Raw genomic sequence first — 23,771 nt, 5'->3', positions numbered from 1 at the left:
GGTTCGGCAGACGGTAGTGGAGAGTGGATTGTGTCTGGTCAGATCAGGTTCGGACTGTACGAGATTCTGGACGACCGGTTCCGGCGGTGCGCCAACGGTGACACCCGGCTGGAGAAGCTGTACGGCGACTGCCGCTGGGCCGAGGGGCCGCTCTACCTGCTGGCCTGGCGCCAGGTGATCTGGAGCGACATCCCCAACGACCGCCTGCTGCGTTGGGACGAGGTCACCGGCACCATCGGGGTCTTCCGCTCCCCGGCCGGCCACCCCAACGGCAACACCGTCGACCGCGAGGGCCGCCTGATCAGCTGCGAGCAGGGCAACCGCCGGGTCACCCGCACCGAGCACGACGGCGGGATCACCGTCCTCGCCGACCGCTACCGGGGCAAACGGCTCAACTCGCCGAACGACGCCGCCGTCGGCTCCGACGGCGCGGTCTGGTTCTCCGACCCGGACTTCGGCATCACCAGCGACTACGAGGGCCACTGCGCCGAGCCCGAGATCGACGGCCGCAACGTCTACCGGATCGACCCGCACACCGGGGAGGTCCGACTGGCCGCCGACGGCTTCGAGGGGCCGAACGGCCTCGTCCTCTCCCACGACGGGCGGCAGCTCTACGTCAACGACAGCCGGGCCGGGCACATCCGGGTCTTCGACGTCGGCGCGGACGGAGCCCTGAGCGGCGACCGGGTCTTCGTGAGCGGTGACGGCTGCCGGTTCGACAACATCCGCTTCGACCTCGACGGCCGGCTCTGGGCGGCCGCCTTCGAGGACGGCGTCCACTGCTACGCCCCCGACGGCTCCCTCATCGGCCGTATCCTCGTCCCCGAGCCCGTCTCCAACATCACCTTCGGCGGCCCGAAGAACAACCGCCTGTTCATCACCGCCACCACCTCGCTGTACTCGCTGGTGACGTCGATGACGGGCACCCACCGTGTGACCTTCCCGAAGGAGTCGGCATGACCGAGACCCCGCCCGCGGACCTCCAGCGGCAGATCGCCCTCGCCCTCGGCGTGGCGCCCGTCCCCGACCCCGCGAAGGAGGCCGAGCGGCGGGTGGACTTTCTGGCCGAGCAGCTGCGGGCCGCCGGCGCCCGCACCCTGGTGCTGGGCATCAGCGGCGGCGTCGACTCCACCACCACCGGGCGGCTCTGCCAGCTCGCCGTCGAGCGGCTGCGCGCCGAGGGGTACCGGGCCGGCTTCACGGCGATGCGGCTGCCCTACGGCGTCCAGGCGGACGAGGCGGACGCCCAGCGCGCGCTCGACTTCATCCGCGCCGACGAGGTGCTCACCGTCGACATCAAGCCCGCGACGGACGCCGCCTTCGACGCCCTCCTCGCCGCCGGGCTGACCTTCACCGACCACGCCCACGAGGACTTCGTGCGCGGCAACGTCAAGGCCCGCCAACGGATGGTGGTCCAGTACGCGGCCGCCGGCGCCACCGGCGGCCTGGTCGTCGGAACCGACCACGCGGCCGAGGCCGCTGTCGGCTTCTTCACCAAGTACGGCGACGGCGCGGCCGACGTGATGCCGCTCTCCGGCCTGACCAAGCGGCAGGTGCGCTCGATCGCCGAGGTGCTGGGCGCGCCCGTCGAGCTGGTCGGCAAGGTCCCCACGGCGGACCTGGAGAACCTCGCCCCCGGCCGCCCCGACGAGGACGCCCTCGGTGTCGAGTACGACGCCCTGGACGACTTCCTGGAGGGACTGCCGGTCAGCGAGCAGGTCTTCGCCACCGTCCTCGGGCACTACCGCCGCACCGAGCACAAGCGCGGCCTGCCGATCATCCCGGGCCAGGTGTGAGCGACCGGGCCGCACGCGCGGCCGGGGCCGTCCTCGGATCAGCGGTGGGCGAGGCCCTCGGCGCCCCCTACGAGTTCGGCCCGGCCGGTGCCCTCACCGCCCGCTTCCCGTCCGGCCCGGTGGCTGGACCGGACCCCTGCGCGCACCCCTGCCGGGATACGGCGGCCGGGTGCTGCGGAAGCCAGAACTGCTGCGGATGTCAGTGCAGTTGACGGACAGGCGGCCTAGCGGCTCCATGGCCTGACGGTCACCGGAGGAGGTGGCCCCAGTGGGTGGCCACCGCGACGATCACCGCCAGCGGCAGCAGCAGGTGCGAGGCCAGCGCGGTGATCATCGCGCAGTACCATCGCCGGTGCGGCGTGGACCGCTGGCCCGCTACGGCGACGCCGAGCAGGGTCGCGAAGAGCACGACCCCGACCAGGACGGCGGTCTGGGTCACCGCCGTCCGGTGCTCCGCCGCGGTCTGCTCGCCCGCCCAGCGCCAGATCCGGGTCAGCAGGAAGCCGTCGAGCGCAACAGTCAGAACGCCGAACACCGCGGCGCCGACCGTGTCTCCGGTCTCCGCGCCCAGGCCCCTGATCTCCGTGTCCGCCATCGTGCCGCCCCCCTTGATCGTCCGTGCGTACGGATCGCTACCGTACCGAGTGACCGGTTCGACGACGAAGGGGGAAACGGCATGGGTGAAGTGACGGTGCGTCCGGTGGGATGGGTGGTCGGCGGACGGGACGACGTCCGGGACGACGGGTGGGGGAGCGTGGGGGCGGTGATCCGGCTGGACGGCGGGCAGTTCGGCGAGGAGGCGCTGTACGGGCTGGCGGACTTCTCGCACCTGGAGGTGGTGTACCACTTCGACCGCGTCCCGGCCGGGAAGGTCGAGACCGGCGCCCGCCACCCGCGCGGCAACACCGACTGGCCGCTGGTCGGCATCTTCGCCCAGCGCGGCAAGAACCGCCCCAACCGGCTCGGGGTCTCCCGCTGCGAGCTGGTCCGGGTGGACGGGCTGGAGCTGCACGTCACCGGCCTGGACGCGGTGGCCGGTACGCCGGTGCTCGACATCAAGCCGTACCTGGTGGAGTTCGGCCCGCGCGGGGAGGTCCGTCAGCCCGCGTGGTCGACGGAGCTGATGCGCGCCTACTACGACTGCGAGGACTGACCGTGGCCCAGGACCGACTCGCGGTGGTGTCCGGCGGCGGGACCGGGATCGGGCGGGCGATCGCCGCCCGGCTGGCCGGGGACGGTAACCGGGTGGTGATCCTCGGCCGCCGGGCGGCCGTGCTGGAGAAGGCCCGGGAGGAGATCGAGCGCAGCGCCGGAGCGGGCACGGTCGTGCCGCTGGCCGGCGATCTGACCGACCCGGCGGCGGTCGGGACGGTGGCCGCCCGGATCGCCGAACTCGGGCCGGTGGACGTGCTGGTGAACAACGCGGGCGCGATCATCACCCCGCCCGAGGACGACAGCCTGGACGCCCTGGCCGCGTCGTGGCGGCGGGACCTGGACACCAACCTGCTCACCGCGGTGCTGCTGACCACCGCCCTGCAGGGCGCGCTGCGCCGCCCCGGCGGCCGACTGGTGGTGATCAGCTCGGCGGCCGCCCAGCGCGGCGGCGCGGGCCCGCACTCGGCCGGCTCGTACGCGGCCGCGAAGGCCGCCCTGCACGGCTGGTCCTTCGGCCTGGCGCGGCAGTTGGGCCCGGACGGCATCACGGTGAACGTACTGGCACCCGGCTACGTCGAGGACACCGAGATCTTCGGCGCCGACTGGGACGAGGGTTTTCACGCCCGGAAGATCGCCGACACCCTGGTCGGCCGGGCCGGCACCCCCGGCGACGTGGCCGAGGCGGTCGCCTACATCGCCTCTCCGGCGGCCGGCTACCTCACCGGCCAGGTGATCGGCCTGAACGGCGGGGCGGTGCTGGGCCGTTGAGCCGGGATCAAAGGGCTCGTCCGCGCGTTCAGTGAACGTCTACCAACCCTCCCTACGGTGGGTCCGGCCGGCGTAGCCCGCCCGGTCGGCTCCACCGCACCCGAGCCCAGGAGCCTCCGTTGTCCAGGATCATCACCACCGCCATCCCCGCCCACGGGCACGTCAGCCCGCTGCTGGCGATCTCCGCCGATCTCGCCGCCCGCGGGCACGAGGTGGTGTTCCTCGGCGGCGCGCGGTTCGCCGGGGCGGCCGAGCGGGCCGGGGCACAGTTCGTCGCGCTGCCCGCCGAGGCCGACTTCGACGACCGGGACCTGGATGCCCGCTTCCCGGGCCGGGCGAGCCTGCCGCCCGGGCCGGAGCGGATCGCCTTCGACGTCCAGCACTTCTTCCTCGACCCGATCCCGCACCAGTACCGGGCGCTGCTCGCGCTGTTGGAGGAGTTCCCGGCCCGGGCCGTGATCGCGGACGCCTTCTTCCAGGGCGCGCTGCCGCTGGCGCTGAGCCGCCCGAGGGCGGAGCGCCCGGCGCTGATCGGCATCGGGCTCACCCCGTCGATGCTGCCGAGCGTGGACACCGCGCCCTTCGGGCTGGCGCTGCCGCCGCTGCCGGGTGAGGAGGGCCGGGCCCGCAACCGGGCGCTGCAGGAGGAGATGGACCGGCGCGACGAGCCGCTGCAGCGCTACACCGCGAAGGTGTTCGCGGGGGTGGGCGTCCGGGTGCCGGAGGGCCCGCGCGGGCAGGCGATGGTGACGGTGGCGGACGAGTTCCTGCAACTGACCGTGCCGGGCTTCGAGTACCCGCGCAGCGACGCGCCCGCCTCGTACCGGCTGATCGGCGCGCTGCCGGGGATCGTCGGCAACGAGCAGGCGCTGCCCGAGTGGTGGGACGAGGTGACCGGCGGGCGGCCGGTCGTGGTGGTCACCCAGGGCACGCTGGCCAACACCGACCTCGGTGAGCTGGTCGCCCCGACCGTCCGCGCCCTGGCCGACCGGGACGATGTGCTGGTGGTGGCCGCCACGGCCCGCCCGGACGGGCCGCGGCGGCTGGCCGATCTGCTGGGCGGCAGCCTGCCGGGCAACGTCCGCGCCGCCGGGTATGTCCCGTTCGACCAGCTGCTGCCGCACACCGCCGTGCTGGTCAGCAACGGCGGCTACGGCGGGGTGCAGACCGCGCTGCGGTACGGGGTGCCGCTGGTGGTGGCCGGGGCGAGCGAGGACAAGCCGGAGGTGGCGGCCCGGGTGGAGTGGGCCGGCGTCGGGCTCGACCTGCGGACCGGCCGCCCGGGGCCGGAGGAGGTGCGCCGGGCGGCCGACCGGGTGCTCGGCGAGGGCCGGTTCCGTGAACGGGCCCGCGCGCTGGCCGCGGAGTTCGCGGCGTACCGGCCGTTCGACACCATCGCCGAGCTGGTGGAGTCGCTGTAGCCCCGGAAGACGCCGGGGGAACGAGACGTCAGTCGCCGTCCGCGTCCGCCTCCGGGGTGGGCGCGGCGGCGGGCTTGAGGCCGAGCTTGGCCTCAGCGGTGGTCCAGTCGGTGGCGATCGCGGTCTGGGCCGCGGCCAGGGTGACCTGTCCCTTGCAGATCGCGGTGTGCAGGTGGGTCTCCACCGAGTCCTTGGGGTTGTTCGGCCCCTTGCCCGGGACGTGGCCGGGGGAGGGCGGCTGGATCCAGAGGTTGCGCGGGTCGTTGGGGTCGCCGCCGAGCTGCAGGCTGATCAGGTGGTCGTACTCGGCGTCGCCCATCGGTCCGCTGTAACCGTAGGACTTGGCGTTCTCGGCCTTCTCCTTGCCGGTGATGTTCGCCGGCGGACGGATGGTCGAGGTGTAGCCGCCCGGCTTGCAGATGGTGTCGTTGATGTTGCCCTGGTTGACCGCCGGGCTGATCGCGCCCGGGGTGCAGTTCGGGTCGGGCAGCGGCTGCTTGTCCGCCGTGTAGCGGAAGTGGCAGCTGCCGGCCGCGGGCTGCGGCTGGACGTCGTACGAGGGCTTCGGGCCGGGTCCGGTCACGATCGCGGCCGGGGCGGGCTGGGCGGCGTCGCCGCCGACCGCCGGAGCGGAGCTGTGGGCGCTCACCTTGCCGTGGCCGCTGTCCTTGGCGGTGTGGCCGCCGCCGGACGAGCAGCCTGCGGCTGCGGCGAGCAGGACGGCCGCGGCTATGGCGAGGGCGCCTCGGGCGGGAGCCGGCACGGAATTCCTCCAGGTCGTTGGGGGGTGACGCGCGGCCGGCCGGCAGTGGTGCCGGAGGCCGCGCCAGCGGACACTACCGTGTCGAGGGGGCCGAAGGGGTGACGCCACGTTCGGGCGCGGGAAGGCTGTTCCGGGCGCGCGGAATCGTTTCTGCACTCTTGACGCGACAGCCAGGGGTTCGGTGGCCCCGATGGCCGTTTCCGTATCCGTCGGAGTCGTGAAGAGACAGTGTCCGAACAGGATTCGAACGATCCGCCCGCCGAGTTCGCGGCCGTGCCGTAGCCTGACGCCGATCGCGGCGAAGCCGCGGTACGAACGGTCAAGGGGAATCCTGAACGGACTGGCACGGAAGGCGCGTTGGCTGGGTGCGCTGACCGCGACGGGGGCACTCCTGCTCGCCGGGACGGGGGTCGCGGCAGCCGCCCCAGCCGCCCCAGCCGCCCCGAACGCGACGGTACGGTAAAGCGCCGCCCAGGGTGCCGTCGCGCTCGGCGGCCACCGTCGAGTCGACGACGGTCACCCCGGACGGCGCCCGCGCTTCACGACCAGGTGGTCGGTCGGCACCGCGATGCCCCGGCCGCCCGCCGCGGTGACCAGCTCGGCGGTGTCCTCGATCGTCTCGGGCCGGTCGTACTCCGAGCGCTGCTCCCGGGTGGTGCGCCCGGTCACGTACACCATCGCGCCCGCCGCGCCGAGCTCGACCGCGATGCCCCGCCCGGCGCCCCGGGTCGCTCCCGCGACCAGGGCGATCCGACCGTCCAGTGCCCCTGCCATCCGCCTGCCCTCCCGTTTGAACGTACTCATGGCTGTGCCGACGCCCGTCCGTGGACGAACGTCGGCACCATCCAAACGCAGGGGTCCGACAGTCGGCGCCGGAGCGCACGAGTCGGCAGGTCAGCGGGCCTGGGACTCCTTGGCGGCCTTCGCAGCGGCCTCCTTCTCGTGCTTCGCCTTGATCCGGGCGGTCTCCTTGCGGACGTCCACCTGGTTGGCGCGCTCGTGCTGGAGCCAGAGCGGGTTCTCGGCCTTGACCGCCTCGATCTGCTCGGTGGTGAGCGCCTCGGTCACGCCGCCGCGGGCCAGGCCCGAGATGGAGATGCCGAGCTTGGCGGCGACCACCGGACGCGGGTGCGGACCGTTCTTGCGCAGTTCCTGGAGCCACTGCGGCGGCTCGGCCTGCAGCGCGTTGAGCTCCTCGCGGGAGACCACGCCCTCCTGGAAGTCGGTCGGCGCCGCGGCGAGGTAGATCCCCAGCTTCTTGGCCGCCGTGGCCGGCTTCATGGTCTGGCTGGTCTTCTGCTTGAGCGATGTCATGGAGACAAGGGTAAGGGAGTGCGCGGGCGCTTCCGGTCACGGTCGGTAGCCTTGCCCTGTGACAGACATGCAGGTGAACCCGTCCTTCCGGCTCGCGTACGTCCCTGGTGTGACCCCCGGCAAATGGGCCAGGGTCTGGGGCGAGCGGCTCCCGGACGTCCCGCTCGACCTCGTCGCGGTCCCCGTCGAGGACGGCGAGCGGACCGTGCGGGAGGGCGCGGTGGACGCCGGGCTGATCCGGCTGCCGGTCGACAAGGACGTGCTCAGCGCGATCCCGCTGTACACCGAGACCACCGTCGTCGTCTTCCCCAAGGACCACTGGCTCGCCGCCGCCGAGGAGGTCGCCCTCGGCGACCTCGCCGACGACGTGGTCTTCCACCCGCTCGACGACACCCTCGGCTGGGCCGCCGACGCCCTCCCCGGCCGCCCGGCCATCGAGCGCCCGGCGACCACGGCGGACGCCGTCGAGCTGGTCGCGGCCAACGTCGGCGTGCTGCTGGTCCCGCAGTCGCTGGCCCGGCTGCACCACCGCCGCGACCTCACCTACCGGCCGGTGGCGGAGGCGCCGCAGTCCCAGGTGGCGCTGTCCTGGCTGCAGGAGCGGACGACGGACCTGGTGGAGGAGTTCATCGGGATCGTCCGCGGCCGTACGGTGAACAGCTCGCGCGGCCGGGGGGCCGGGCAGGCCGCGGCCGCTCCGGCCGCGCAGCCGAAGAAGGCGGCGGCGCCGCGCAAGCCGCAGCAGCAGAGGGCGGGCGGCCAGCGGGCCGGCGGCCAGAAGAGCACGGGCCAGAAGGGCTCGGGCCGGGGCGGGGCCGCCGCCGCCCGGCACGGCAAGCCGAAGCGGCGCTCGTAGCGAGCGCGTGGCGTAGCGTCGGCCCCGTTCCGGACAGTCGCGGTGGGAGGAGCGGGGCCGTGTGGCATGACCTGGTGGTCGTCCAGATTCCGATCGTGGAGAAGATCCTCCGCACGATCGCCGTCTACGTACTGATCCTGATCCTGTTCCGGTTCGCCGGGAAGCGCGGACTGGCCGGACTGAACACCTTCGACATGGTGGTCGTCTTCCTGCTCTCCAACGTGGTGCAGAACGCGATCATCGGCAACGACAACAGCCTGCTCGGGGGCGCCATCGGCGCGGTCACCCTGATCGCCGTCAACTCCGCGATCACCCGCTGGCTCGCCCGCGACCAGCGTGCCGCCCGCCTCCTGGAGGGCACACCCACCACGGTCGTCCGCGACGGCAAGCTCGTCCCCGGCGCCCTGCACAGCCTGGCGCTGCGCCCGTCCGAGCTGGAACACGCCATCCGGGTCCAGAACGGCGACAACATCAGCGACGTGGCGCGCGCCCGCCTGGAGCCGGACGGGCAGCTGCTGGTCACCCTCCGGGCAGCCGAACAGAGCGCCACCAGGGGCGACGTCGAGGAGCTGCGCGAGCGGCTGGAGGCGATCGAGCGGCTGCTGACCAGCATGGCGGCCGGAGGCCGGCCGCCACGCTGACAGCGGGCGGGGTCGTCGCCTCGCGACCGCCCCGCTACTGCCCCGAGCTGCGCTCCTGGGTCTTGCGCTGCATCTCCATCAGCATGGCCAGGGTCTCGGGGTGAACCGTGGGCTCCGCCTCGTCCAGGTCGTCGTCGAAGTCGTCCAGCTCGTCGTCATCCGTTTCCTGCGGATTCAACCGGGCCTGCGGGAGCAGTTCCTCGTAGCGGGGGTCCCCCGGCTCGATCTTGTGCCAGCCGTCGTAGAAGTACCCCTCCACGGTCCTGCCGCCGTACCGCTGCCAGACGGTGACGCCGTCGGCGTCGAGCATCGGGTTTCCGGTGACTTCGTAGGGCTCAGAATGCTCGGTCAAAATACTCCTTCAGAATCCTCGCGGCCTCGCGGTCGCCGAACGTGAACTTCGTCAGCTTCTTGGCGGTCCAGTGATTGAACGCCTCGGCGAAGTACTCGTGCGGCTGGCGGATGTACGCGTCCAGTTTCGGATTGCTGCCGATCCGGTCCATGACCTGCTGCTGCACATGCAGCCAGTCCGGCTGGCGGCTCTTGAAACCGTAGGCCTCGTCGACCGCGTGCCCGAACTCGTGGACCGCGACACTGCTTTGCGTCTCGGCACTCGAATTGATGAGAAGCCTGCGCTCGTTCGGCAGGTACATGCCGGGCACGTGCTCCGCCGGCGCGCTGCCGCCCACCGGCCTGACACCACCGAGATGGAAGCCGCCCGGGAGCTCCGTGACGGGCCTCGGGCCGATGCTGATCCCGCCGCCGGGGACGGCCTTCAGGTACTCCCAGACCTTGTTGAAGACCTTGGGTGGCACCTGCGCCAGCTCCGTTGTCACCTTCGCGACGCTCGGGTGGTCCTCCACGTACTCGCGCGGGGGCAGCCTACCGGGCATCGGCAGCTCGACCGGCTTGGCGTGCTTCGGGACGTAGGGGGCGGGTTCGTCGGAACGCCCCCCTCGTGGTGCCGCCCCGGCGCCGACGGCGCCGACGATGAGGTCGAGGGGCATGACGGGGCCGGTCTTGAACGCGGTGTCGTAGCCGTAGGTGAGGCCGGCGCCGGTGACCATGCGGCCGGGGAGGGAGTCGGCGGCGCCCGCGACCTTGGCGAGGCCGGCGAGGGCGACGGAGGCGCCTTCGGCGCGTTCGGCGGCGTTGGCGACGACGCGGCCGCCGGCGCCGAGGCCGCCGCCGGCGCCGCCCATGATGCCGCCGGTCTCGGCGGAGTCGAGGGCTTCCTTGGCGCTGTAGCCGCCGTCGTCGAAGAGTTCGACACGGATGGGTTGGGCGACGGCGAGGTCGACGGTGATGGCCTCGACGGCGCCGAAGGCGGCGCCGACCAGGACGGTGGTGGCGATGGTGGCGATGGTCTCGGAGACGGCGATGCCGAGGCCGGAGGCGGTGGCGACGATGCCCGCGGCGGCGCCCGCGGCAACACCCTCGGAGATGCCGGCGGTGAAGAAGGCGAGGGCGGTGCCGGCCACCAGGGTGGCGCCGACGATCGCGGCTTCCTCTTCGAGTTTCTTGATCGCCTTGTCGACCTCATGGGCGAAGTCCCGCAGGGCCTTGGCGAGGGCGCGGCAGGCGTCGGCGGTCTCCGGGAGCCAGCCCTTGCCCTTGCCTGCGCTGTCCTTGCCGCCGTAGTACTGGCCCCAGAACTTGCCGAAGGCGTCGATGGCGGGGCCGTGGTTGTTGGCGACGATCGCCGCAGCGGCCTGGTTGGTGGGGACGGTGACGTTGTCGATGGCGGTGGCCATCGCGTCCCAGGCGTCGGCGACCTTGCGGAGCTTGTCCGGGTCGGCGTCGGGCCACCACATGCCGGTGAGCTTCTGGACGGCCTTCGCCGCCGTGGACTCACCCATGCGGGGCTCCCGTCCGGGAATGGGCGCGGTCGTTCAGGTTCCCGGGTTGGAAGCCGTGCCGCGTGCTGCTCGCTTCCGGTCCGTCATCTGCCATGCTGCTTTCCCCGTACGTGCTGGTTGCGCTGATTGCTCTGGTGATCAGATCGAGGAACGGAGTTCGAGGTTTCAGTGCGGCGCCGTGACGTCGGTCACGTCTGCGAGGACAGGCCCGCGCGGTGGCGAGCGGTGACGGCCGTGATGGCGGCGAGGGCGAAGCCGAGGGCGGCGGCGAGGAGGTGGCCGACGGTGGTGAACTCCGGGAGCGGGCCGGCCCACTCGGCGCCGCCGCCGAGGGGCCAGGCGAGGACGAAGGCGGCCCAGGGGAGCCGGGCCCAGCGGGGGAGGGCGAGGATGACGAAGGCGAGGGCGGCCTGGGCGCCGTAGCTGATGCCGTAGTCGGAGGCCTCCCGCACGCTCTCGGGGTACCAGCCCTGGTGCAGGGCGAGCAGGATGACCAGGGCGGTGATCAGGGTGGCGCCGATGTGCCCGGCGAGGAACACGGCGGCGGCGCGCAGTGTCCCGTAGCGGCGCTCGGCCCAGGCGAGGCTGACGACGATGCCGAGGCCGAGGGTGATCAGGGTGCCGCCGAAGCCGGTCGAGGCGATGTCGGTGAGCGTGCCGTCGTAGAGCAGGGCGCTGCCGAACAGTGCCCTGAGCGGATGGTCGTGCAGGTTGTCCAGGTTGGTACTGATGTAGTCCCGCAGGTCGTCGGCCCCCGCGTCGGAGAGCCCGTACTCGACCCAGGCGTGCCCGAGCAGGAGCAGGCCGACGTAGACGAACGTCAGCGGCGAGCGGCGCGGGTAGGTCCGGACGGCGCGCAGCAGCCCGGTCAGGAGCCCCAGCGGGGATCGAGCGTTCATGGCGTGATGGTGTCCCGGTCGAACGGCAGGTCCGGCCGACACACCTGTGGTCGGCCCCGCCGGGACAGTACCGAACCCCGATCACCCCTCGACCCGCGCGGGCCGACTCACCGTATCCGGCGGGTCAGCGTCGCCTGGAAGGACCGCGGCGACATCGAGGAGCTCCGCTGCGGCCGGACCGGCTGACGGGGCGTCGGGGTGACGGTCCAGCGGCCGGCGATGGTGGCCAGGGCGAGGGCGGCTTCGGTGGTGCCGAAGGTGTCGCCGATGCAGCGGCGGGCGCCGAGGCCGAAGGGGGTGTAGGTACCGGGGGCGGGGCGCGCGGTGGTGAGCCAGCGGTCGGGGTCGAAGCGGTCGGGGCAGGGGAAGAGGTCGGCGCGGCGGTGCAGCAGGTAGGGGCTGTAGAGGACGGTGGTGCCGGCCGGGAGGGGGTGGCCGCCGAGTTCGGTGTCGGCGGCGACGGTGCGGCTGAGGATCCAGGCTGGCGGGTAGAGGCGCAGGGTCTCGCTGATGATCCTGGAGGTGAGCGGCAAGGCGGGCAGGTCCTCGTGGCGGGCGGGGCGGCCGTCGAGGACGGTGTCGAGTTCGGCGTTCAGGCGGTCGCGGACGGCGGGGTTGGCGGCGAGCAGGCTCCAGGCCCAGGAGAGGGTGGCGGCGGTGGTCTCCATGCCAGCGAGCAGGAAGGTGACGACCTGGTCGTGGATCTCGCGGTCGGACAGGCCCCGCCCGTGCTCGTCGCGGGTGCTGAGCAGCGTGGAGAGCAGGTCCTGGTGGTCGGTGCCGGCGGCGCGGTAGTCGGCGATCAGGCGGCGGGTGATCTGCTTGAGGTCCCGCCGGGCGCGCTGGAAGCGGCGGTTGCCGGGGGTGGGGATCCGGTCGGCGCCGGGCAGCGGCATCATCATCCGCCGGGCGACGCCCCGGGTGACGACGTTCATGCACTCGTGTACGGGCAGGGAGCCGGCCCGTTCGTGGGCGGCGAAGAGGCAGCGGGCGGTGACGGCGGTGGTGAGGCGGTACATCGCGGCGGGCACGTCGACCACGTCGCCGTCGCGCCAGCGGGCGGTGGTGCCGGCGATCTCCTCGGCCATCATGGCGGCGTAGCCGGGGAGCCGGTCGCGGTGGAACGCGGGCTGCAGCATGCGGCGTTGGCGCCGGTGGTCGGCGGCGGGGCAGGTGGCGAGGCCGTTGCCGAAGGCCTCGCGGGCCTTGTCGATGATGATCCCGCCCTTGTCGTAGGTGCGGTCCTCGGTGAGCAGTCGGCGCACCAGGTCGGGGTGGCAGGCGACGTAGGCGTCGAGCGGGCCGAACCGGACCTTGATTAGGTCGCCGTGGGCGGCGAGGCCAGCCACGAAGTCGAAGGGGCGGCGGACGAATGCGGGGGCGTGGCCGAGCAGGGGGAGGGCACCGGGGGCGGTGGCCGAGGTGTACTGGGCGGTCGGATGGTAGTGGGTGGTCAAGGGCGTCACCTCGGGTGGGGGATGGCCGGATCGGTGGGTGTTCGGGATCTTTCCCGGGGACCGTCGGCCAAACGGTTCGTGACCGGCGGGTGGAGTGAACGCGGGGGCGCATGCCGAACGTCCATGCGCCGCCGAATGGTTGACGGCTCGCGCGCGGCCGCCCGGCGTGGGGGTACCCGGGGGTGGGGCGGCGCGCCTACACTGCGAAGCTCGGCGGGATTACCGGCCAGTACTACTAGTCGGTATTGCCAGTCAGTATTACCAGTCCGTATGAGCAGGGCAGCAGCCGGCCGCCAGAAGGCCCGGCGGGGAATGGGGAGTTGGGATGACCGACGAGCGGGCCCACGCGTTCACTGACGACGCCCTCGGCGCGCACGACGCGGTGGCGCTGGCCGCCCTGGTGCGGGCCGGTGAGGTCAACCCCCGGGAGCTGGTCGCGGCGGCCGTCGCCCGCGCCGGGCGGATCGACGGCGCGCTGCTGCCCGTCGCCCACGCCTCGTACGACCGGCCGCGGATCAGCCGGGAGGGCATCGGCGGCCCGCTCTGGGGCGTGCCGACCTACCTCAAGGACAACGTGGACCTGCGCGGACTGCCGACCGCCATGGGCAGCGAGGCCTTCCGCGCCCGCCCGGCCCGCCGCAACGCGCACTTCACCGACCAGTTCCTGGCCACCGGCCTGGCCGTGCTCGGCAAGACCCGGCTGCCCGAGTTCGGCCTGAACGCCTCCACTGAGTTCGCCACCGCCCAGCCGGTGCGCAACCCCTGGAAGCCCTCGCACTCGCCGGGCGCCTCCTCGGGCGGCTCGGCGGCCCTGGTGGCCTCCGGCGTGGTACCGATCGCGCACGCCAACGACGGTGGCGGGTCGATCCGGATCCCGGCGGCCTGCTGCGGCCTGGTCGGGCTCAAACCCACCCGGGGCCGGCTGGTGGTCAACGCGCAGGGCGGCAAGCTGCCGATCGACCTGGTCACCGACGGGGTGCTGACCCGCTCGGTGCGCGACACCGCCGCGTTCTTCGCCGCCGCCGAGCGCCACCACCACAACCCCAAGCTGCCCCCGCTCGGTCTGGTCGAGGGGCCGGGCGCGCGCCGGCTGCGGATCGGGCTGGTGGTGGACTCGCCGATCGCCAAGACCGACGAGCCGACCTGCCGCGCGGTCGAGGAGACCGCGGCCCGGCTGGAGGCGATGGGCCACCGGGTCGAGCCGGCCACCCTGCCGTTCGGCGAGGAGTTCTCCCGTGACTTCCTCTCGTACTGGGGCTACATCGCCTGGGTGATCGCGCTCACCGGCCGGGTGGTGTTCGACCCGAGCTTCCGCAGTGGCCGGCTGGACGGCCTGACCACCGGTCTGCGCCGCCGCTTCCAGGCCGAGTTCCCGCGCACCCCGGGCGTGCTGCGCCGGCTGCGCCGGGCCGAGGAGGTGTACGCGGGGATTTTCCGCGACCACGACGCGATCCTCTCCCCGGTGCTCGCCCACACCGCCCCGCCGATCGGCCACCTGAGCCCGAACGTGGCCTTCGACGAGTTGATCGAGCGGTTGCTGCGCTACGTCGCCTTCACCCCGGTCAACAACGTGACCGGCGGTCCGGGCATCGCACTGCCGACCGGGGAGGCCCCGGGCGGCCTGCCGATCGGGGTGCACCTGTCGGCCGCGCACGGGCAGGAGCGGCTGCTGCTGGAGCTGGCCTTCGCGCTGGAGGCGGACAGGCCCTGGCGGCGCATCCAGGACTGACCGCTACCGGGGGGCACGGCCACCGGGGGTTGCGGGGCTCGGGAGTCACGGAGCCCGGGTTTACCGAGCCCGGGAGTCACGGAGCCACGACCGACCAGGCCGCGTGCACCTCGTGGTGCAGCCGGGCCAGCGCGCAGTCCGGTGCCAGCGCGGCCAGGTCGCCCGCGGGTGGCGGCACGCCGGAGCGCAGCGCCTCGGCCAGGTCGGTCAGTTCCCTCGTGACGGCCCCGACCTCGGCCGGGGTGGGGACGGGCGCGCCGTGCTCGACCCGGACCCGGGTGGCGGTGGTGGTGTCCACGATCCGCTCCACCGCGATCACCAGCGGCCACCAGGCCTCCGCCCGGGCGCCGACCGGCGGCGGCTCGGTGAGCGCGCGCTGGAACTCGCTGCGCACGGCGGACAGGTCCCGGTAGAGCCGCCGCCGGTAGCGGGCCCGGACCGGCTCGTCGCGGCCGGGCGCGGTGGTGAAGGCCAGTGACACGTACGAGGCGGTGTCCTGGACGGCGTCGGCCAGCCGGTCGCCGATCCGGGTGTGCCAGGACTCCGGCCACAGCAGGTAGCCGGCCAGCAGCGAGATGCCGCAGCCGATCAGCGAGTCGTAGAGCCGGGGCAGCACCAGGTGGAAGCCCTGGTGGTTGAGCAGGTCGGAGAGCAACAGGATCACCGGGGTGATGGCAGCGGTCTGGAAGGCGTACCCCTTGGCCGACAGCGCCGGGATCAGCGCGGCCAGCGCCGCCATCACCGGGACGTCCCACCAGCCGTGCGGCACTTCGGCCAGCACCGGCATGGCGATCAGCAGCCCGGCGGCCGTGCCGAGCGCGCGCAGCACCGCGCGGGAGAACACCGAGCCGAAGTCGGGCTTCATCACGAAGGTCACGGTGAGCGTCACCCAGTACGAGCGGGGCACCGCGATCACCGACACCAGCACCTGTGCCAGGCCGATGCACAGTGCCAGCCGCAGGCCGTACCGCCAGGACGCGCCGGACAGCAGCAGCGTCCGGACCGCCCGGCGGGCCCGGACCTCCAGGCCGGCGGGGCGGCCGAGCCGGTCGTCGGCGGCGTACGGGTCCGGTTCGGCCTCGTGTACCACGGCGGCGGCGTACCGGATCGCCTCGGCCAGCGCGCGGGTGGAGGGGCCGCGCGGTTCGGGCAGGTCGGGCGGGGGAGCGGGGCCGGTGCGGCCCAGTTCGACGGCCTCGGCCAGCGTGCGGACGGCAGCTGGGTAGCCGGGCGGCAGCGGGCCGAACTCGGGCGGGCGCAGCCGCACCGCGGAGGCGCCCTCGACGACCGGGATCACCGCGTTGAGCTGGGCGAGCAGGCGGACCAGGGTCGGGGAGCGGCCATGCCGACGGGCGCGGCGGGCCAGCAGCAGGTCGTAGGAGTGGTTGAGCGACTGGGTGAGTTCGTGCCGCTTGGCGTCGTACGTGGGTGAACCGGTGGCCTCCAGCAGTTCGGCGACCGCCCGGTAGGTGTCCGCGACGACCGCGCGCTCGGGCGTGCCGCGGCGCAGCGGCCAGGCGAGCAGGGTGAGGGCGAGCACCACCAGGCCGCCGAGCAGCAGCAGGGCGGGCGGCAGCCACCAGGGGGAGGGCATCGGCAGGCCGGCCCCGACCACGGTGTTGAGCAGCAGGAGCAGTCCGGAGACGGAGGCGACCGCGCCGATCGAGGAGATCATGCCGGAGGCCAGCGCGACGACGGTCAGCACCACGACGGCCGTCCAGCCGGAGCCGTAAACCTGGGTGCCGAGCAGCACCCCGAGGGCGCCGACCAGCTGCGGCACGGCGATGTTGAACACCCGCATCCGGTACGCGTCGGCGGTGTCCCCGATGACGCCGGACAGCGCGCCCATCGACACCAGCGCGCCGTAGCCGGGCTGACCGGCGGCGGTGCCCACGGCGAGCGGAGCGGCGAGCGCCACCGAGGCGCGGGCCACCGCGGCCCAGGGGATCGGCGCGTGCCGGGGCCGCAGGCCCTCGGTCAGCCAGCCGGGCGGGGCGAGCCGGGTGCGTGCCACAGTCCCAAGCTACGGCGGGCGGGCGAACGATGCGGACCCGACGGAACGGTTCGGCGGGCCCGGCACAACGGTTCGCGTGGCGCCGTGGTTCACCGCTCCCGGGTATGTCAATTCACCAAACATGCCCGCTCTTATGTCAGTCTCCGAAACATAAAGCGAACCCCGAGAAGCGCCGTGAGCTGCGCTGATTTCCCGACCGGTAACCCGCGGGAAAGGGTTGACACCATTAGTTGGTCTAGTCCAACGTATGGGGAGCGCGGTTCGGCAGGGCTGATGCGGGGTGAGCTGCCTTGCCGAGCGGGCGAGTTGGCCTCTGACCTGGCGCCGTTCCGCGCTCGCGGGCCGAGGCGAGAAGGGGCGCATGCGGACGGACGTCCGGTCCGCGCGCCGAATTCCCAAGCCGGTCGACCGTCGGCCGGCGGCTCGCCGTGCCCGCACCGAGCGCCCGAGGAAGCGCCGCATCGACTACGAACCATGGAGTGAGCGCCCATGCCGAGCCCTGACGAACACCCCGAGGGATATCTGTACCGGGCCGCCTCCCGGCGCCCCTACTTCAGCGCCGACACCGAGAGCTACCTCGCCCGCACCTCGTTGCGCGAACTGCGCAAGGAGCACCCGCTGCGGGTGCTCTCCGAGGAGGACTTCGCGCACTGGCAGACCTACGGCTACGTCGTGGTGAAGGAGGCGATCCCGGCCGAGGCCGCCAGGCGCCTGCTCGACTTCACCTGGGAGTTCCAGGGTCTGTCGCCCGACCGCCCCGAGGAGTGGTACCGCGAGCGCGACTACCGCGACGAACTCGACCAGCACCTGCACATCTACGGCTTCGTCGAGGCCTACCACCACCAACTCCTCTGGGACAGCCGCCAGTCGCAGCGCGTCTACGACGCCTTCGTGGACGTGTGGGACTGCGAGGAGCTCTGGGTCACCCTCGACCGGCTCAACCTCAACCCGCCGAACATCCGCAACCGCGACCGCGCGCTCATCGAACCCACCGACAAGGGCTTCGACATCGAACTGCACTGGGACGTCGACACCACCCGGGGCATGCTGCCGCAGCGCGTCCAGGGCATCATCGCGCTCAACGACACCGCGCCCGACCGCGGCGGCTTCCAGTGCAACCCGGAGCTGTTCCGCCGCTTCAACGAGTGGCAGGCCGCCCAGCCCGCCGACCGCGACCCGATCCGCCCGGCCGTCGACCGCGACGAGTTCCCGGTGATCCGGCCCGAGCTGGAGGCCGGCGACCTGCTGATCTGGAACGGTCTGCTGGCCCACGGTGTCGCCCGCAACACCTCCGCCGAGGGCGTGCGCGCGGTGCAGTACCTGTCGATGATGCCCGCGCTGGAGGAGGCCGAGCCGCTGCGCCGCTCCCGGGTCCAGTCCTGGCGCACTCTCAGCACCCCGGACTGGAACCGCACCCTGGTCGGGGACGCCGACCGGCACGAGGCGCTGCGCTACGGGACCGCCGAACTGACCGAACTGGGGGAGAAGTTGCTAGGCCTGCGGTCCTGGACCCGCGGTGCCTGCGGAGAGTTCGCGGGGGAGTGGGAATGCGCGCCGTCTGCCTGACCCTGCCCACCAACCGCGAGTGCGCGGGCACCATCACCGCGATCGGCGCCGAAGCCGCCCACGCCGCGCGGCGGTTCGGCGTGCCGGTGCACCTGCTGGTACTGGACTCCGCCGATCCGCAGGCCTACCGGCTGCACGCCGAGGCCGTCGCCGCGCTGCCGCCCGCCGAGGGCGTGGTCGTCCACCACCTCGACGAGCGGGCCCAACGCGCCTTCCTGCGCGGGGTGATCGAGCGTGCGGGCCTCGCCGGGCCGGACAAGCTGCTCGACCTGATGCTGCCCGACGCCGTCTCCTACGGCGCCTGCACCAACCGGGCCTTCCTGCTGGCCGCCGCGCTCGGCTGCACCTCGGTGCACCGCCGCGACTCCGACAGCCGCTACCAACTGCTCGACGGAGAGCCGGTGTTCCCGATCGAGCACGAGATCGCGACGATCGGCCTCAAGGCCGCCGACGCGGCCGCCGCCGTCACCGAGTACACCCTCGACCCGGCGCACGCCGACAAGCCGGTCGCCCTGGTCGGCGCCTCCTTCATCGGCGAACTCTCCGTCGACCTCGGGGAGATCCGCGAGCTCGACGCCGAGGTCTACCACGACGTGGTCGCGCTCTGGGCGCCCTCCGGAGCCACCGAGGAACAGCAGCGCGAACTCGTCGCCGAGTCCTTCATCGGGGCCGGCACCGCGCCCTTCACCGCCGACCGCGCCGTGCTGGACCGGCCCGACATCTGGCGCATCGACATGTGCAACATCGCCCTCGACCACGAGGTGTACGAGCGCGTCCCGCTGCCGCCCGCCACCGACACCATCGGCAGCGACTACTTCCTGCACCACCTGGTGCACGACGCCACCCTGCCCGGCGTCACCCACAACCGGCACATCGTCAACTACCACACCCCCGAGCGGCGCACCGGCTCCGGCTTCACCGCCTACCAGGAGCGCTACGTCAAGTTCCTGCTCTCCATGCTCTACCTCTACCCGGTCTACTCCGAGATGGAATCGGCCGGTGACGCCCTGCTCGACCGGCAGCACCACGTCCGCCCCGAGGTGATCGCCGACTCCGCCCGCCGCAGCGCCGCGACGGACCGCACCGAGAACCACCGCCGACTCGCCGAACTCGACCGCTGCTACCGGCGACTGGGCGGCAGGTACGCCGAGTTCGCCGACCACCTGGCGCCCCGCCGGGCGCGTCTGCTCGACGAGGCGCAGGCGGACATCGAGGACTTCGCGCTGCTGATCGACGCGTGGGGCCCGCTGGTGCGGGCGAGCAAGGCCACGTCCGCCGAACGGCTACCGCGCTAGCCGGACCGGGAGTTCATCCGTGATACGTCAGACCACCGACCCGTGCCGTACGACCGACGGGTGCAGAGCCGGTACCCAGGTCAACCACCGCGCCCCGACCGCCCAGGCCGCGGTGCACGCCGACACCGTGCCCCGCCGGGACCAGCACGACCACACCGCCCTGCGCGCCGCGCTCGCCGCCGCCGTCGAGGACACCATCGTCTACGACCTGGACGGCATCGGCCGCCAGTACGCCGCCCTGTGTGCCGAACTGCCAGGCGTCGCCGTCCGGTTCGCGATGAAAGCCTGTCCGGTGGACGAGGTGCTCGGCCACCTCGCCCTGCTCGGCTCCGGCTTCGACGCGGCCGGCCCGCAGGAGATCGCCCGGGCGCTGCGCACCGGGGTCGCCCCCGAACTGGTCCACTACGGCAACACCGTCAAGTCCGACCGCAACATCGCCGAGGCCTACCGGCTGGGCGTGCGCGACTTCGCCACCGACAGCCTGGAGGACGTCGCCGCGATCGCCGAACACGCTCCCCGCTCACGGGTGTTCTGCCGCCTCGCGACGAGCGGCGAAGGAGCACTGTGGGGCCTGAGCCACAAGTTCGGCTGCTCGCCCGAGGACGCCCTGCGGGTGCTCGGCGCCGCCCGCACCTCCGGACTGGTGCCCTCCGGCCTGTCGGTGCACGTCGGCTCGCAGCAGATGACGGCCGAGGCCTGGGGTGCGGCCATCGAGTCGCTGGCCGCCGTGCTGGAGGAGCTCAACTGGCGTGGCATTGTGCCGAATCGGATCAACCTGGGCGGCGGACTGCCCGCCCTCGGCGTGCTGGACCGGCGCGGCCGACCGCTCGAACCGCCGCTGGACAAGATGTTCGCGGTGATCCGCGAAGGCATGGAACGGCTGCGCGCCGCCAGCGCCGCTCCGCTGGAGTTCCTGCTGGAACCCGGCCGCCACCTGGTCGCCGACCACGGCGCGATCCGCGCCCATGTCGCCCGGCTCTCCTCCCGTCACCGGCTCGACGGCACCCGGGAGGACTGGCTCTACCTGAGCTGCGGCAAGTTCAACGGCCTGTACGAGATGGACCAGTTGCAGTACCGGCTGGAGTTCCCGACCCACCCCGGCGGGCAGTTCGTCAACGCCGTGGTGGCCGGCCCGACCTGCGACAGCGACGACGCCTACGCCCAGGAGGACGGCCTGGTCCGGGTCCCGCGCGCGGTCACCTCCGGCGACCCGGTGTGGATCCACTCCTGCGGCGCCTACGCCACCGCCTACGCCACCCGGGGGTTCAACGGCTTCGCGCCGCTGCCGTACACCTGCGTCGGCGGAGCCCCCGACGGAACCGGCAATTCGGAGAGAGGCAGGGCATGACCGACACCCGGATCCGACTGCTCCGGGAGGAGGACTGGGCCGCCGTGGTCGCGCTGGAGGAGCGCGCCTACGCCGCGAGCGGGCTCTCCGAGGGCGGCGAGGCACTGCGCTCCCGGCACCGGGCCTCGCCCTCCACCTGCTTCGTCCTGGAGCACGCCGGCGACTTCGGCGGCTACCTGATCGCGCTGCCGTACCCGCCGTTCCGCTGCCCGGACCTCGGCCTGACGGAGTCCGCAGGCGTCTCCAGGTCCAGGAACCTGCACGCCCACGACCTGGTGATCGCCGAACGGGCCCGCGGCCGGGGCCTGGCCCACCGGATGCTGCGGCACCTGGAGGAGACCGGGCGGGCGGTCGGCCACCGGACCATCTCGCTGGTCGCCGTCCGCGGGTCGCAGGTGCTGTGGACCCCGCTCGGCTACCGAGCCCGGCCCGAGGTCGGGCTGCCCGCGAGCTACGGCGCCGAGGCGGTCTACATGGCGAAGCCCCTGGAAGCCGCCGTCCTCGGTCCGTCACCGTACTCCGTCGGCCCGACCCCCGGGTCCCCACCCAGAGCCGAAGTGGACTGATGCACATGTCCTCCGTACGCGACGAGTTCCGCCGGTCCCAACTGGCCATCGGCGCAGTGTTCTTCACCCTCGGATTCCAGTACGCGACCTGGGTCTCCCGGGTGCCCGCGCTCAAGGCCCGGCTCGACTTGGGCGAGGCCCAGATCGGCCTGCTGCTGATGACCTGCGGGATCGGCGCGGCGGTGTCCTTCCCGCTGGTCGCGGTGCTGATGCGGCGGCTCGGCTCCCGCCTGCTCTCGATGCTGTCCGCGCTCGCCCTCGGCGTCATCCTGCTCGCGCTGTCGATGGTGCCCGACTACCCGGTCACCCTGCTGGTGCTGTTCTGCGACGGCGTCGCGGTCGGCTGCCTCAACGTCGCGATGAACGCCCAGGGCGCCGCGCTGGAGGCCCGCTTCGAGCGGACCACGATGTCCAGGCTGCACGCCACCTTCAGCGCCGGTTCGCTGCTGGCCGCCCTGCTGGCCTCCGGCGTCAACGCCTTCACCGGTACCCTCGCGGTGCACCTCGGCCTGGCCGCGCTGCTGCTCGCTGTGCTCGTCGCGGCCGCCCGGCCGGGGCTGCTGGCCGACGGCCCGCAGGAGGCTCCGGCGGAGGCCGAGGACGGAGCCGGGAAGGTGCGCCGCGGCTTCGCCCTGCCCACCGTGGCGACGCTCTGGATGGGCCTCGCGATGGTTTTCGGCACCGTCACCGAGGGCGCCATGAACGACTGGTCCGCGCTCTACCTCAAGGACGTGGTGCAGGCCGGCGCCGGCCTCGCTCCGATGGGCATCGCCGTGGTCTCGGTGATGATGGTCTGCGCCCGGATCTTCGCCGACGGCTGGCGCACCCGCTTCGGCGACGGCCTGATCGTCCGCACCGGCAGCCTGCTGGCCGGCGCCGGCCTCGCCCTCGCCCTGCTGGTCGGCGGCGTGGTCCCGACCCTGCTCGGCTTCGCCTGCGTCGGCCTCGGCGTCGCCGCGGTCACTCCGTGCGTCTACGTCGCCGCCGCCCGCCAGGGCTCCGACGCCCTCTCCCTGGTCGCCGCCATGGGCACCACCGGGCTGCTCGCCGGCCCCGCCGCCATCGGCTTCATCGCGGGCGCCACCAGCCTGGTCTGGGGCATGGCCGCGGTCGCCGCCTCCGCCGCCGTCGTCTCCCTCTGCGTCACCCGCATCCGCTGGCCGCAGCCCGCCACTGCCGTGGTGGACCCCCAGCTCGCCCCCGAGGCCAGCTGACACCCCAGCAGCCCTCGCCCGGCGCGTCCGCGGCCCCCGTCGCGGCGTGCCGGGCGAGCCGGTCCCTCCGCGCGGTGAGGCGGGCGTGGACCACGGAGGCAAAGGTGCCGGGGCCGGTCACACGACCGTGGCAGGAATCCCGCTTCCGCAGGGGGGCAGGAGGACGTAGTCAGGGGCAAGCTCGGCCGTCGAGCACGTGTCTGACGGTGTGTGGGGGAGATGGGTCTTCTAGAGTCGCCTGCGGTACGACCGTATGACCATGAGCAGTACGAGCCGCACGAGCCGCGTGAGAGGGAAGAGCAGCATGACCGAGCAGGCCCCCGAGCCCTTCGAGCACGTCGACGAGGACTGGCAGATCGCGGTGGCGATCATCGCGCACCCCGACGACATGGAGTACGGCGGCGCCTCGGCCGTCGCCCGCTGGACCTCGCAGGGCAAGAAGGTGATCTATGTGATGGTCACCAGCGGCGAGGCCGGGATCGACTCGATGAGCCCCGAGGAGTGCGGGCCGCTGCGGGAGGCCGAGCAGATAGCCTCGGCGCGGGTGGTCGGGGTGGAGACCGTCGAGTTCCTCGGATACCCGGACGGGGTGGTGGAGTACGGGCTGCCGCTGCGCCGGGACATCGCCCGGGTGGTGCGCCGGCACCGGCCGGACATCGTGATCACCAGCAACTTCCGGGAGACCTACGGCGGGGTGTTCCTCAACCAGGCCGACCATATCGCGGTCGGCCGGGCCGCCCTGGACGGGGTCCGGGACGCCGGGAACCGCTGGGTGTTCCGCGAGCTGCTGGACGAGGGGCACGAGCCGTGGGACGGGGTGCGGCAGATCTGGGCTGCGGCCTCGCCGGAGTCCAGGCACGCGGTGGACACCAGCGAGCACTTCGACGTCGGCGTCGCCTCGCTAGAGGAGCACAAGGCGTACCTGGCCGGGCTGGGCGGGGCGATGGCGGACGCCCGGGAGTTCCTGGAGGGCCTCGGCCGGGGCGCGGGCACCCGGCTGGGGACGCGCTTCGCGGTGCCGTTCGAGGTGTTCCCGCTGCGCTAGTCGGGAGGCTGGTCGGAGTCGGAGCCGGGGGGGGGGGGGGGGTGGGGGCCGCCGCCGCGGTGGCG

22 protein-coding genes and 2 pseudogenes are annotated in these 23,771 nt (G+C 73.1%); 15 read left to right on the top strand and 9 right to left on the bottom strand.

The genetic code is table 11. The features are described from left to right. The first annotated feature begins 27 nt into the window (after window positions 1-27). From ACWC9T_RS20710 to ACWC9T_RS20700, 3 genes and pseudogenes are all read left to right on the top strand, one after another. Complete coding sequence (locus tag ACWC9T_RS20710; RefSeq protein WP_449822545.1) at window positions 28-960, top strand: SMP-30/gluconolactonase/LRE family protein; 933 nt, start codon at window positions 28-30, stop codon at window positions 958-960. Beyond that, window positions 957-1,796: an ammonia-dependent NAD(+) synthetase gene (gene nadE / locus ACWC9T_RS20705; protein ID WP_449822499.1), complete on the top strand. Its 840-nt coding sequence runs from the start codon at window positions 957-959 to the stop codon at window positions 1,794-1,796. The genes ACWC9T_RS20710 and nadE overlap by 4 nt, the downstream gene beginning before the upstream one ends. Further along, window positions 1,793-1,924 (top strand): annotated as a pseudogene (locus ACWC9T_RS20700) (ADP-ribosylglycohydrolase family protein); the annotation flags it as partial. The gene nadE and the pseudogene ACWC9T_RS20700, both read left to right, overlap by 4 nt. A gap of 119 nt (window positions 1,925-2,043) precedes the next feature. On the opposite strand, the gene ACWC9T_RS20695 reads toward ACWC9T_RS20700, so the two are convergent. Then, the gene (locus ACWC9T_RS20695) at window positions 2,044-2,391 is read right to left on the bottom strand and encodes a hypothetical protein (protein WP_449822498.1); all 348 of its coding nucleotides are present in this window, start codon (window positions 2,389-2,391) and stop codon (window positions 2,044-2,046) included. 81 nt (window positions 2,392-2,472) lie between these two features. Between ACWC9T_RS20695 and ACWC9T_RS20690 the strand changes: the two genes are divergently transcribed. The 3 genes from ACWC9T_RS20690 to ACWC9T_RS20680 all read left to right on the top strand — a co-directional run bounded on the left by ACWC9T_RS20690 (window position 2,473) and on the right by ACWC9T_RS20680 (window position 5,140). After that, window positions 2,473-2,949: an SAM-dependent methyltransferase gene (locus ACWC9T_RS20690; protein WP_449822497.1), complete on the top strand. Its 477-nt coding sequence runs from the start codon at window positions 2,473-2,475 to the stop codon at window positions 2,947-2,949. 2 nt (window positions 2,950-2,951) lie between these two features. Next, the gene (locus ACWC9T_RS20685; RefSeq protein ID WP_449822496.1) at window positions 2,952-3,719 is read left to right on the top strand and encodes an SDR family NAD(P)-dependent oxidoreductase; all 768 of its coding nucleotides are present in this window, start codon (window positions 2,952-2,954) and stop codon (window positions 3,717-3,719) included. A 119-nt stretch (window positions 3,720-3,838) separates the two neighbouring features. Next, window positions 3,839-5,140 carry a glycosyltransferase gene (locus tag ACWC9T_RS20680; protein WP_449822495.1) on the top strand — a complete coding sequence of 434 codons (1,302 nt, stop codon included), beginning with the start codon at window positions 3,839-3,841 and terminating at the stop codon, window positions 5,138-5,140. Between the two features lie 28 nt (window positions 5,141-5,168). Here the strand turns inward: ACWC9T_RS20680 and ACWC9T_RS20675 are convergent, their stop codons facing one another. The 3 genes and pseudogenes from ACWC9T_RS20675 to ACWC9T_RS20665 form a co-directional block, all read right to left on the bottom strand. After that, on the bottom strand, window positions 5,169-5,903 hold the full coding sequence (locus tag ACWC9T_RS20675; RefSeq protein WP_449822494.1) for a hypothetical protein: 735 nt from the start codon (window positions 5,901-5,903) through the stop codon (window positions 5,169-5,171). A 546-nt stretch (window positions 5,904-6,449) separates the two neighbouring features. Beyond that, window positions 6,450-6,677: pseudogene (locus ACWC9T_RS20670) on the bottom strand (short-chain dehydrogenase); the annotation flags it as partial. Window positions 6,678-6,797: 120 nt separating this feature from the next. Then, window positions 6,798-7,217, bottom strand: a complete 420-nt coding sequence (locus tag ACWC9T_RS20665) for a DUF5997 family protein (protein WP_449822493.1) — start codon at window positions 7,215-7,217, stop codon at window positions 6,798-6,800. A 58-nt stretch (window positions 7,218-7,275) separates the two neighbouring features. Here ACWC9T_RS20665 and ACWC9T_RS20660 point away from each other — a divergent pair, with 58 nt between their 5' ends. Then, a complete protein-coding gene (locus ACWC9T_RS20660; protein ID WP_449822492.1) occupies window positions 7,276-8,073 on the top strand; it encodes a LysR family substrate-binding domain-containing protein in 798 nt (265 codons plus the stop codon). 59 nt (window positions 8,074-8,132) lie between these two features. Next, window positions 8,133-8,714, top strand: coding sequence for a DUF421 domain-containing protein (locus ACWC9T_RS20655; protein ID WP_449822491.1), 582 nt, complete (start codon window positions 8,133-8,135; stop codon window positions 8,712-8,714). 34 nt (window positions 8,715-8,748) lie between these two features. Here the strand turns inward: ACWC9T_RS20655 and ACWC9T_RS20650 are convergent, their stop codons facing one another. The 4 genes from ACWC9T_RS20650 to ACWC9T_RS20635 all read right to left on the bottom strand — a co-directional run bounded on the left by ACWC9T_RS20650 (window position 8,749) and on the right by ACWC9T_RS20635 (window position 12,929). Beyond that, a complete protein-coding gene (locus tag ACWC9T_RS20650; RefSeq protein ID WP_449822490.1) occupies window positions 8,749-9,066 on the bottom strand; it encodes a hypothetical protein in 318 nt (105 codons plus the stop codon). Further along, window positions 9,050-10,573, bottom strand: coding sequence for a WXG100-like domain-containing protein (locus tag ACWC9T_RS20645; protein ID WP_449822489.1), 1,524 nt, complete (start codon window positions 10,571-10,573; stop codon window positions 9,050-9,052). The genes ACWC9T_RS20650 and ACWC9T_RS20645 overlap by 17 nt, the downstream gene beginning before the upstream one ends. 188 nt (window positions 10,574-10,761) lie before the next feature. Then, entirely contained in the window at window positions 10,762-11,472 is a 711-nt protein-coding gene (locus ACWC9T_RS20640) for a rhomboid-like protein (RefSeq protein WP_449822488.1), read from the bottom strand. 107 nt (window positions 11,473-11,579) lie between these two features. Then, the gene (locus ACWC9T_RS20635; RefSeq protein WP_449822487.1) at window positions 11,580-12,929 is read right to left on the bottom strand and encodes a cytochrome P450; all 1,350 of its coding nucleotides are present in this window, start codon (window positions 12,927-12,929) and stop codon (window positions 11,580-11,582) included. Window positions 12,930-13,254: 325 nt separating this feature from the next. Here ACWC9T_RS20635 and ACWC9T_RS20630 point away from each other — a divergent pair, with 325 nt between their 5' ends. Beyond that, complete coding sequence (locus ACWC9T_RS20630) at window positions 13,255-14,658, top strand: amidase (RefSeq protein WP_449822486.1); 1,404 nt, start codon at window positions 13,255-13,257, stop codon at window positions 14,656-14,658. 76 nt (window positions 14,659-14,734) lie between these two features. On the opposite strand, the gene ACWC9T_RS20625 is transcribed toward ACWC9T_RS20630, so the two are convergent. Continuing rightward, window positions 14,735-16,672, bottom strand: a complete 1,938-nt coding sequence (locus tag ACWC9T_RS20625; RefSeq protein WP_449822485.1) for an FUSC family protein — start codon at window positions 16,670-16,672, stop codon at window positions 14,735-14,737. Between the two features lie 489 nt (window positions 16,673-17,161). On the opposite strand from ACWC9T_RS20625, the gene ACWC9T_RS20620 reads away from it, so the two are divergent. The 6 genes from ACWC9T_RS20620 (at window position 17,162) to ACWC9T_RS20595 (ending at window position 23,706) form a co-directional block, all read left to right on the top strand. Beyond that, window positions 17,162-18,238, top strand: coding sequence for a phytanoyl-CoA dioxygenase family protein (locus ACWC9T_RS20620; RefSeq protein WP_449822484.1), 1,077 nt, complete (start codon window positions 17,162-17,164; stop codon window positions 18,236-18,238). Beyond that, window positions 18,220-19,533: a DUF6271 family protein gene (locus ACWC9T_RS20615; RefSeq protein ID WP_449822483.1), complete on the top strand. Its 1,314-nt coding sequence runs from the start codon at window positions 18,220-18,222 to the stop codon at window positions 19,531-19,533. Before ACWC9T_RS20620 ends, ACWC9T_RS20615 begins: the two co-directional genes overlap by 19 nt. 127 nt (window positions 19,534-19,660) lie before the next feature. Continuing rightward, window positions 19,661-20,881, top strand: coding sequence for a type III PLP-dependent enzyme (locus ACWC9T_RS20610; protein WP_449822544.1), 1,221 nt, complete (start codon window positions 19,661-19,663; stop codon window positions 20,879-20,881). Beyond that, the gene (locus ACWC9T_RS20605; protein ID WP_449822482.1) at window positions 20,878-21,447 is read left to right on the top strand and encodes a GNAT family N-acetyltransferase; all 570 of its coding nucleotides are present in this window, start codon (window positions 20,878-20,880) and stop codon (window positions 21,445-21,447) included. Before ACWC9T_RS20610 ends, ACWC9T_RS20605 begins: the two co-directional genes overlap by 4 nt. 5 nt (window positions 21,448-21,452) lie before the next feature. Further along, window positions 21,453-22,661, top strand: a complete 1,209-nt coding sequence (locus ACWC9T_RS20600) for an MFS transporter (RefSeq protein ID WP_449822481.1) — start codon at window positions 21,453-21,455, stop codon at window positions 22,659-22,661. Between the two features lie 304 nt (window positions 22,662-22,965). Next, window positions 22,966-23,706, top strand: a complete 741-nt coding sequence (locus ACWC9T_RS20595) for a PIG-L deacetylase family protein (RefSeq protein ID WP_449822480.1) — start codon at window positions 22,966-22,968, stop codon at window positions 23,704-23,706. The last annotated feature ends 65 nt before the right edge of the window (window positions 23,707-23,771 follow it).

The sequence above is a fragment of the Kitasatospora sp. NPDC001159 genome, from assembly GCF_053598235.1.
This window is presented reverse-complemented; position numbering and strand designations above follow the sequence as displayed.

Coding starts and splice junctions, on each gene's coding strand:
- ACWC9T_RS20620 (WP_449822484.1), top strand. CDS start 17,162: ATGCCGAGCCCTGACGAACACCCCGAGGGATATCTGTACCGGGCCGCC.
- ACWC9T_RS20595 (WP_449822480.1), top strand. CDS start 22,966: ATGACCGAGCAGGCCCCCGAGCCCTTCGAGCACGTCGACGAGGACTGG.
- ACWC9T_RS20605 (WP_449822482.1), top strand. CDS start 20,878: ATGACCGACACCCGGATCCGACTGCTCCGGGAGGAGGACTGGGCCGCC.
- ACWC9T_RS20630 (WP_449822486.1), top strand. CDS start 13,255: ATGACCGACGAGCGGGCCCACGCGTTCACTGACGACGCCCTCGGCGCG.
- ACWC9T_RS20695 (WP_449822498.1), bottom strand. CDS start 2,391: ATGGCGGACACGGAGATCAGGGGCCTGGGCGCGGAGACCGGAGACACG.
- ACWC9T_RS20600 (WP_449822481.1), top strand. CDS start 21,453: ATGTCCTCCGTACGCGACGAGTTCCGCCGGTCCCAACTGGCCATCGGC.
- ACWC9T_RS20615 (WP_449822483.1), top strand. CDS start 18,220: ATGCGCGCCGTCTGCCTGACCCTGCCCACCAACCGCGAGTGCGCGGGC.
- ACWC9T_RS20665 (WP_449822493.1), bottom strand. CDS start 7,217: ATGACATCGCTCAAGCAGAAGACCAGCCAGACCATGAAGCCGGCCACG.
- ACWC9T_RS20690 (WP_449822497.1), top strand. CDS start 2,473: ATGGGTGAAGTGACGGTGCGTCCGGTGGGATGGGTGGTCGGCGGACGG.
- ACWC9T_RS20640 (WP_449822488.1), bottom strand. CDS start 11,472: ATGAACGCTCGATCCCCGCTGGGGCTCCTGACCGGGCTGCTGCGCGCC.
- ACWC9T_RS20645 (WP_449822489.1), bottom strand. CDS start 10,573: ATGGGTGAGTCCACGGCGGCGAAGGCCGTCCAGAAGCTCACCGGCATG.
- nadE (WP_449822499.1), top strand. CDS start 957: ATGACCGAGACCCCGCCCGCGGACCTCCAGCGGCAGATCGCCCTCGCC.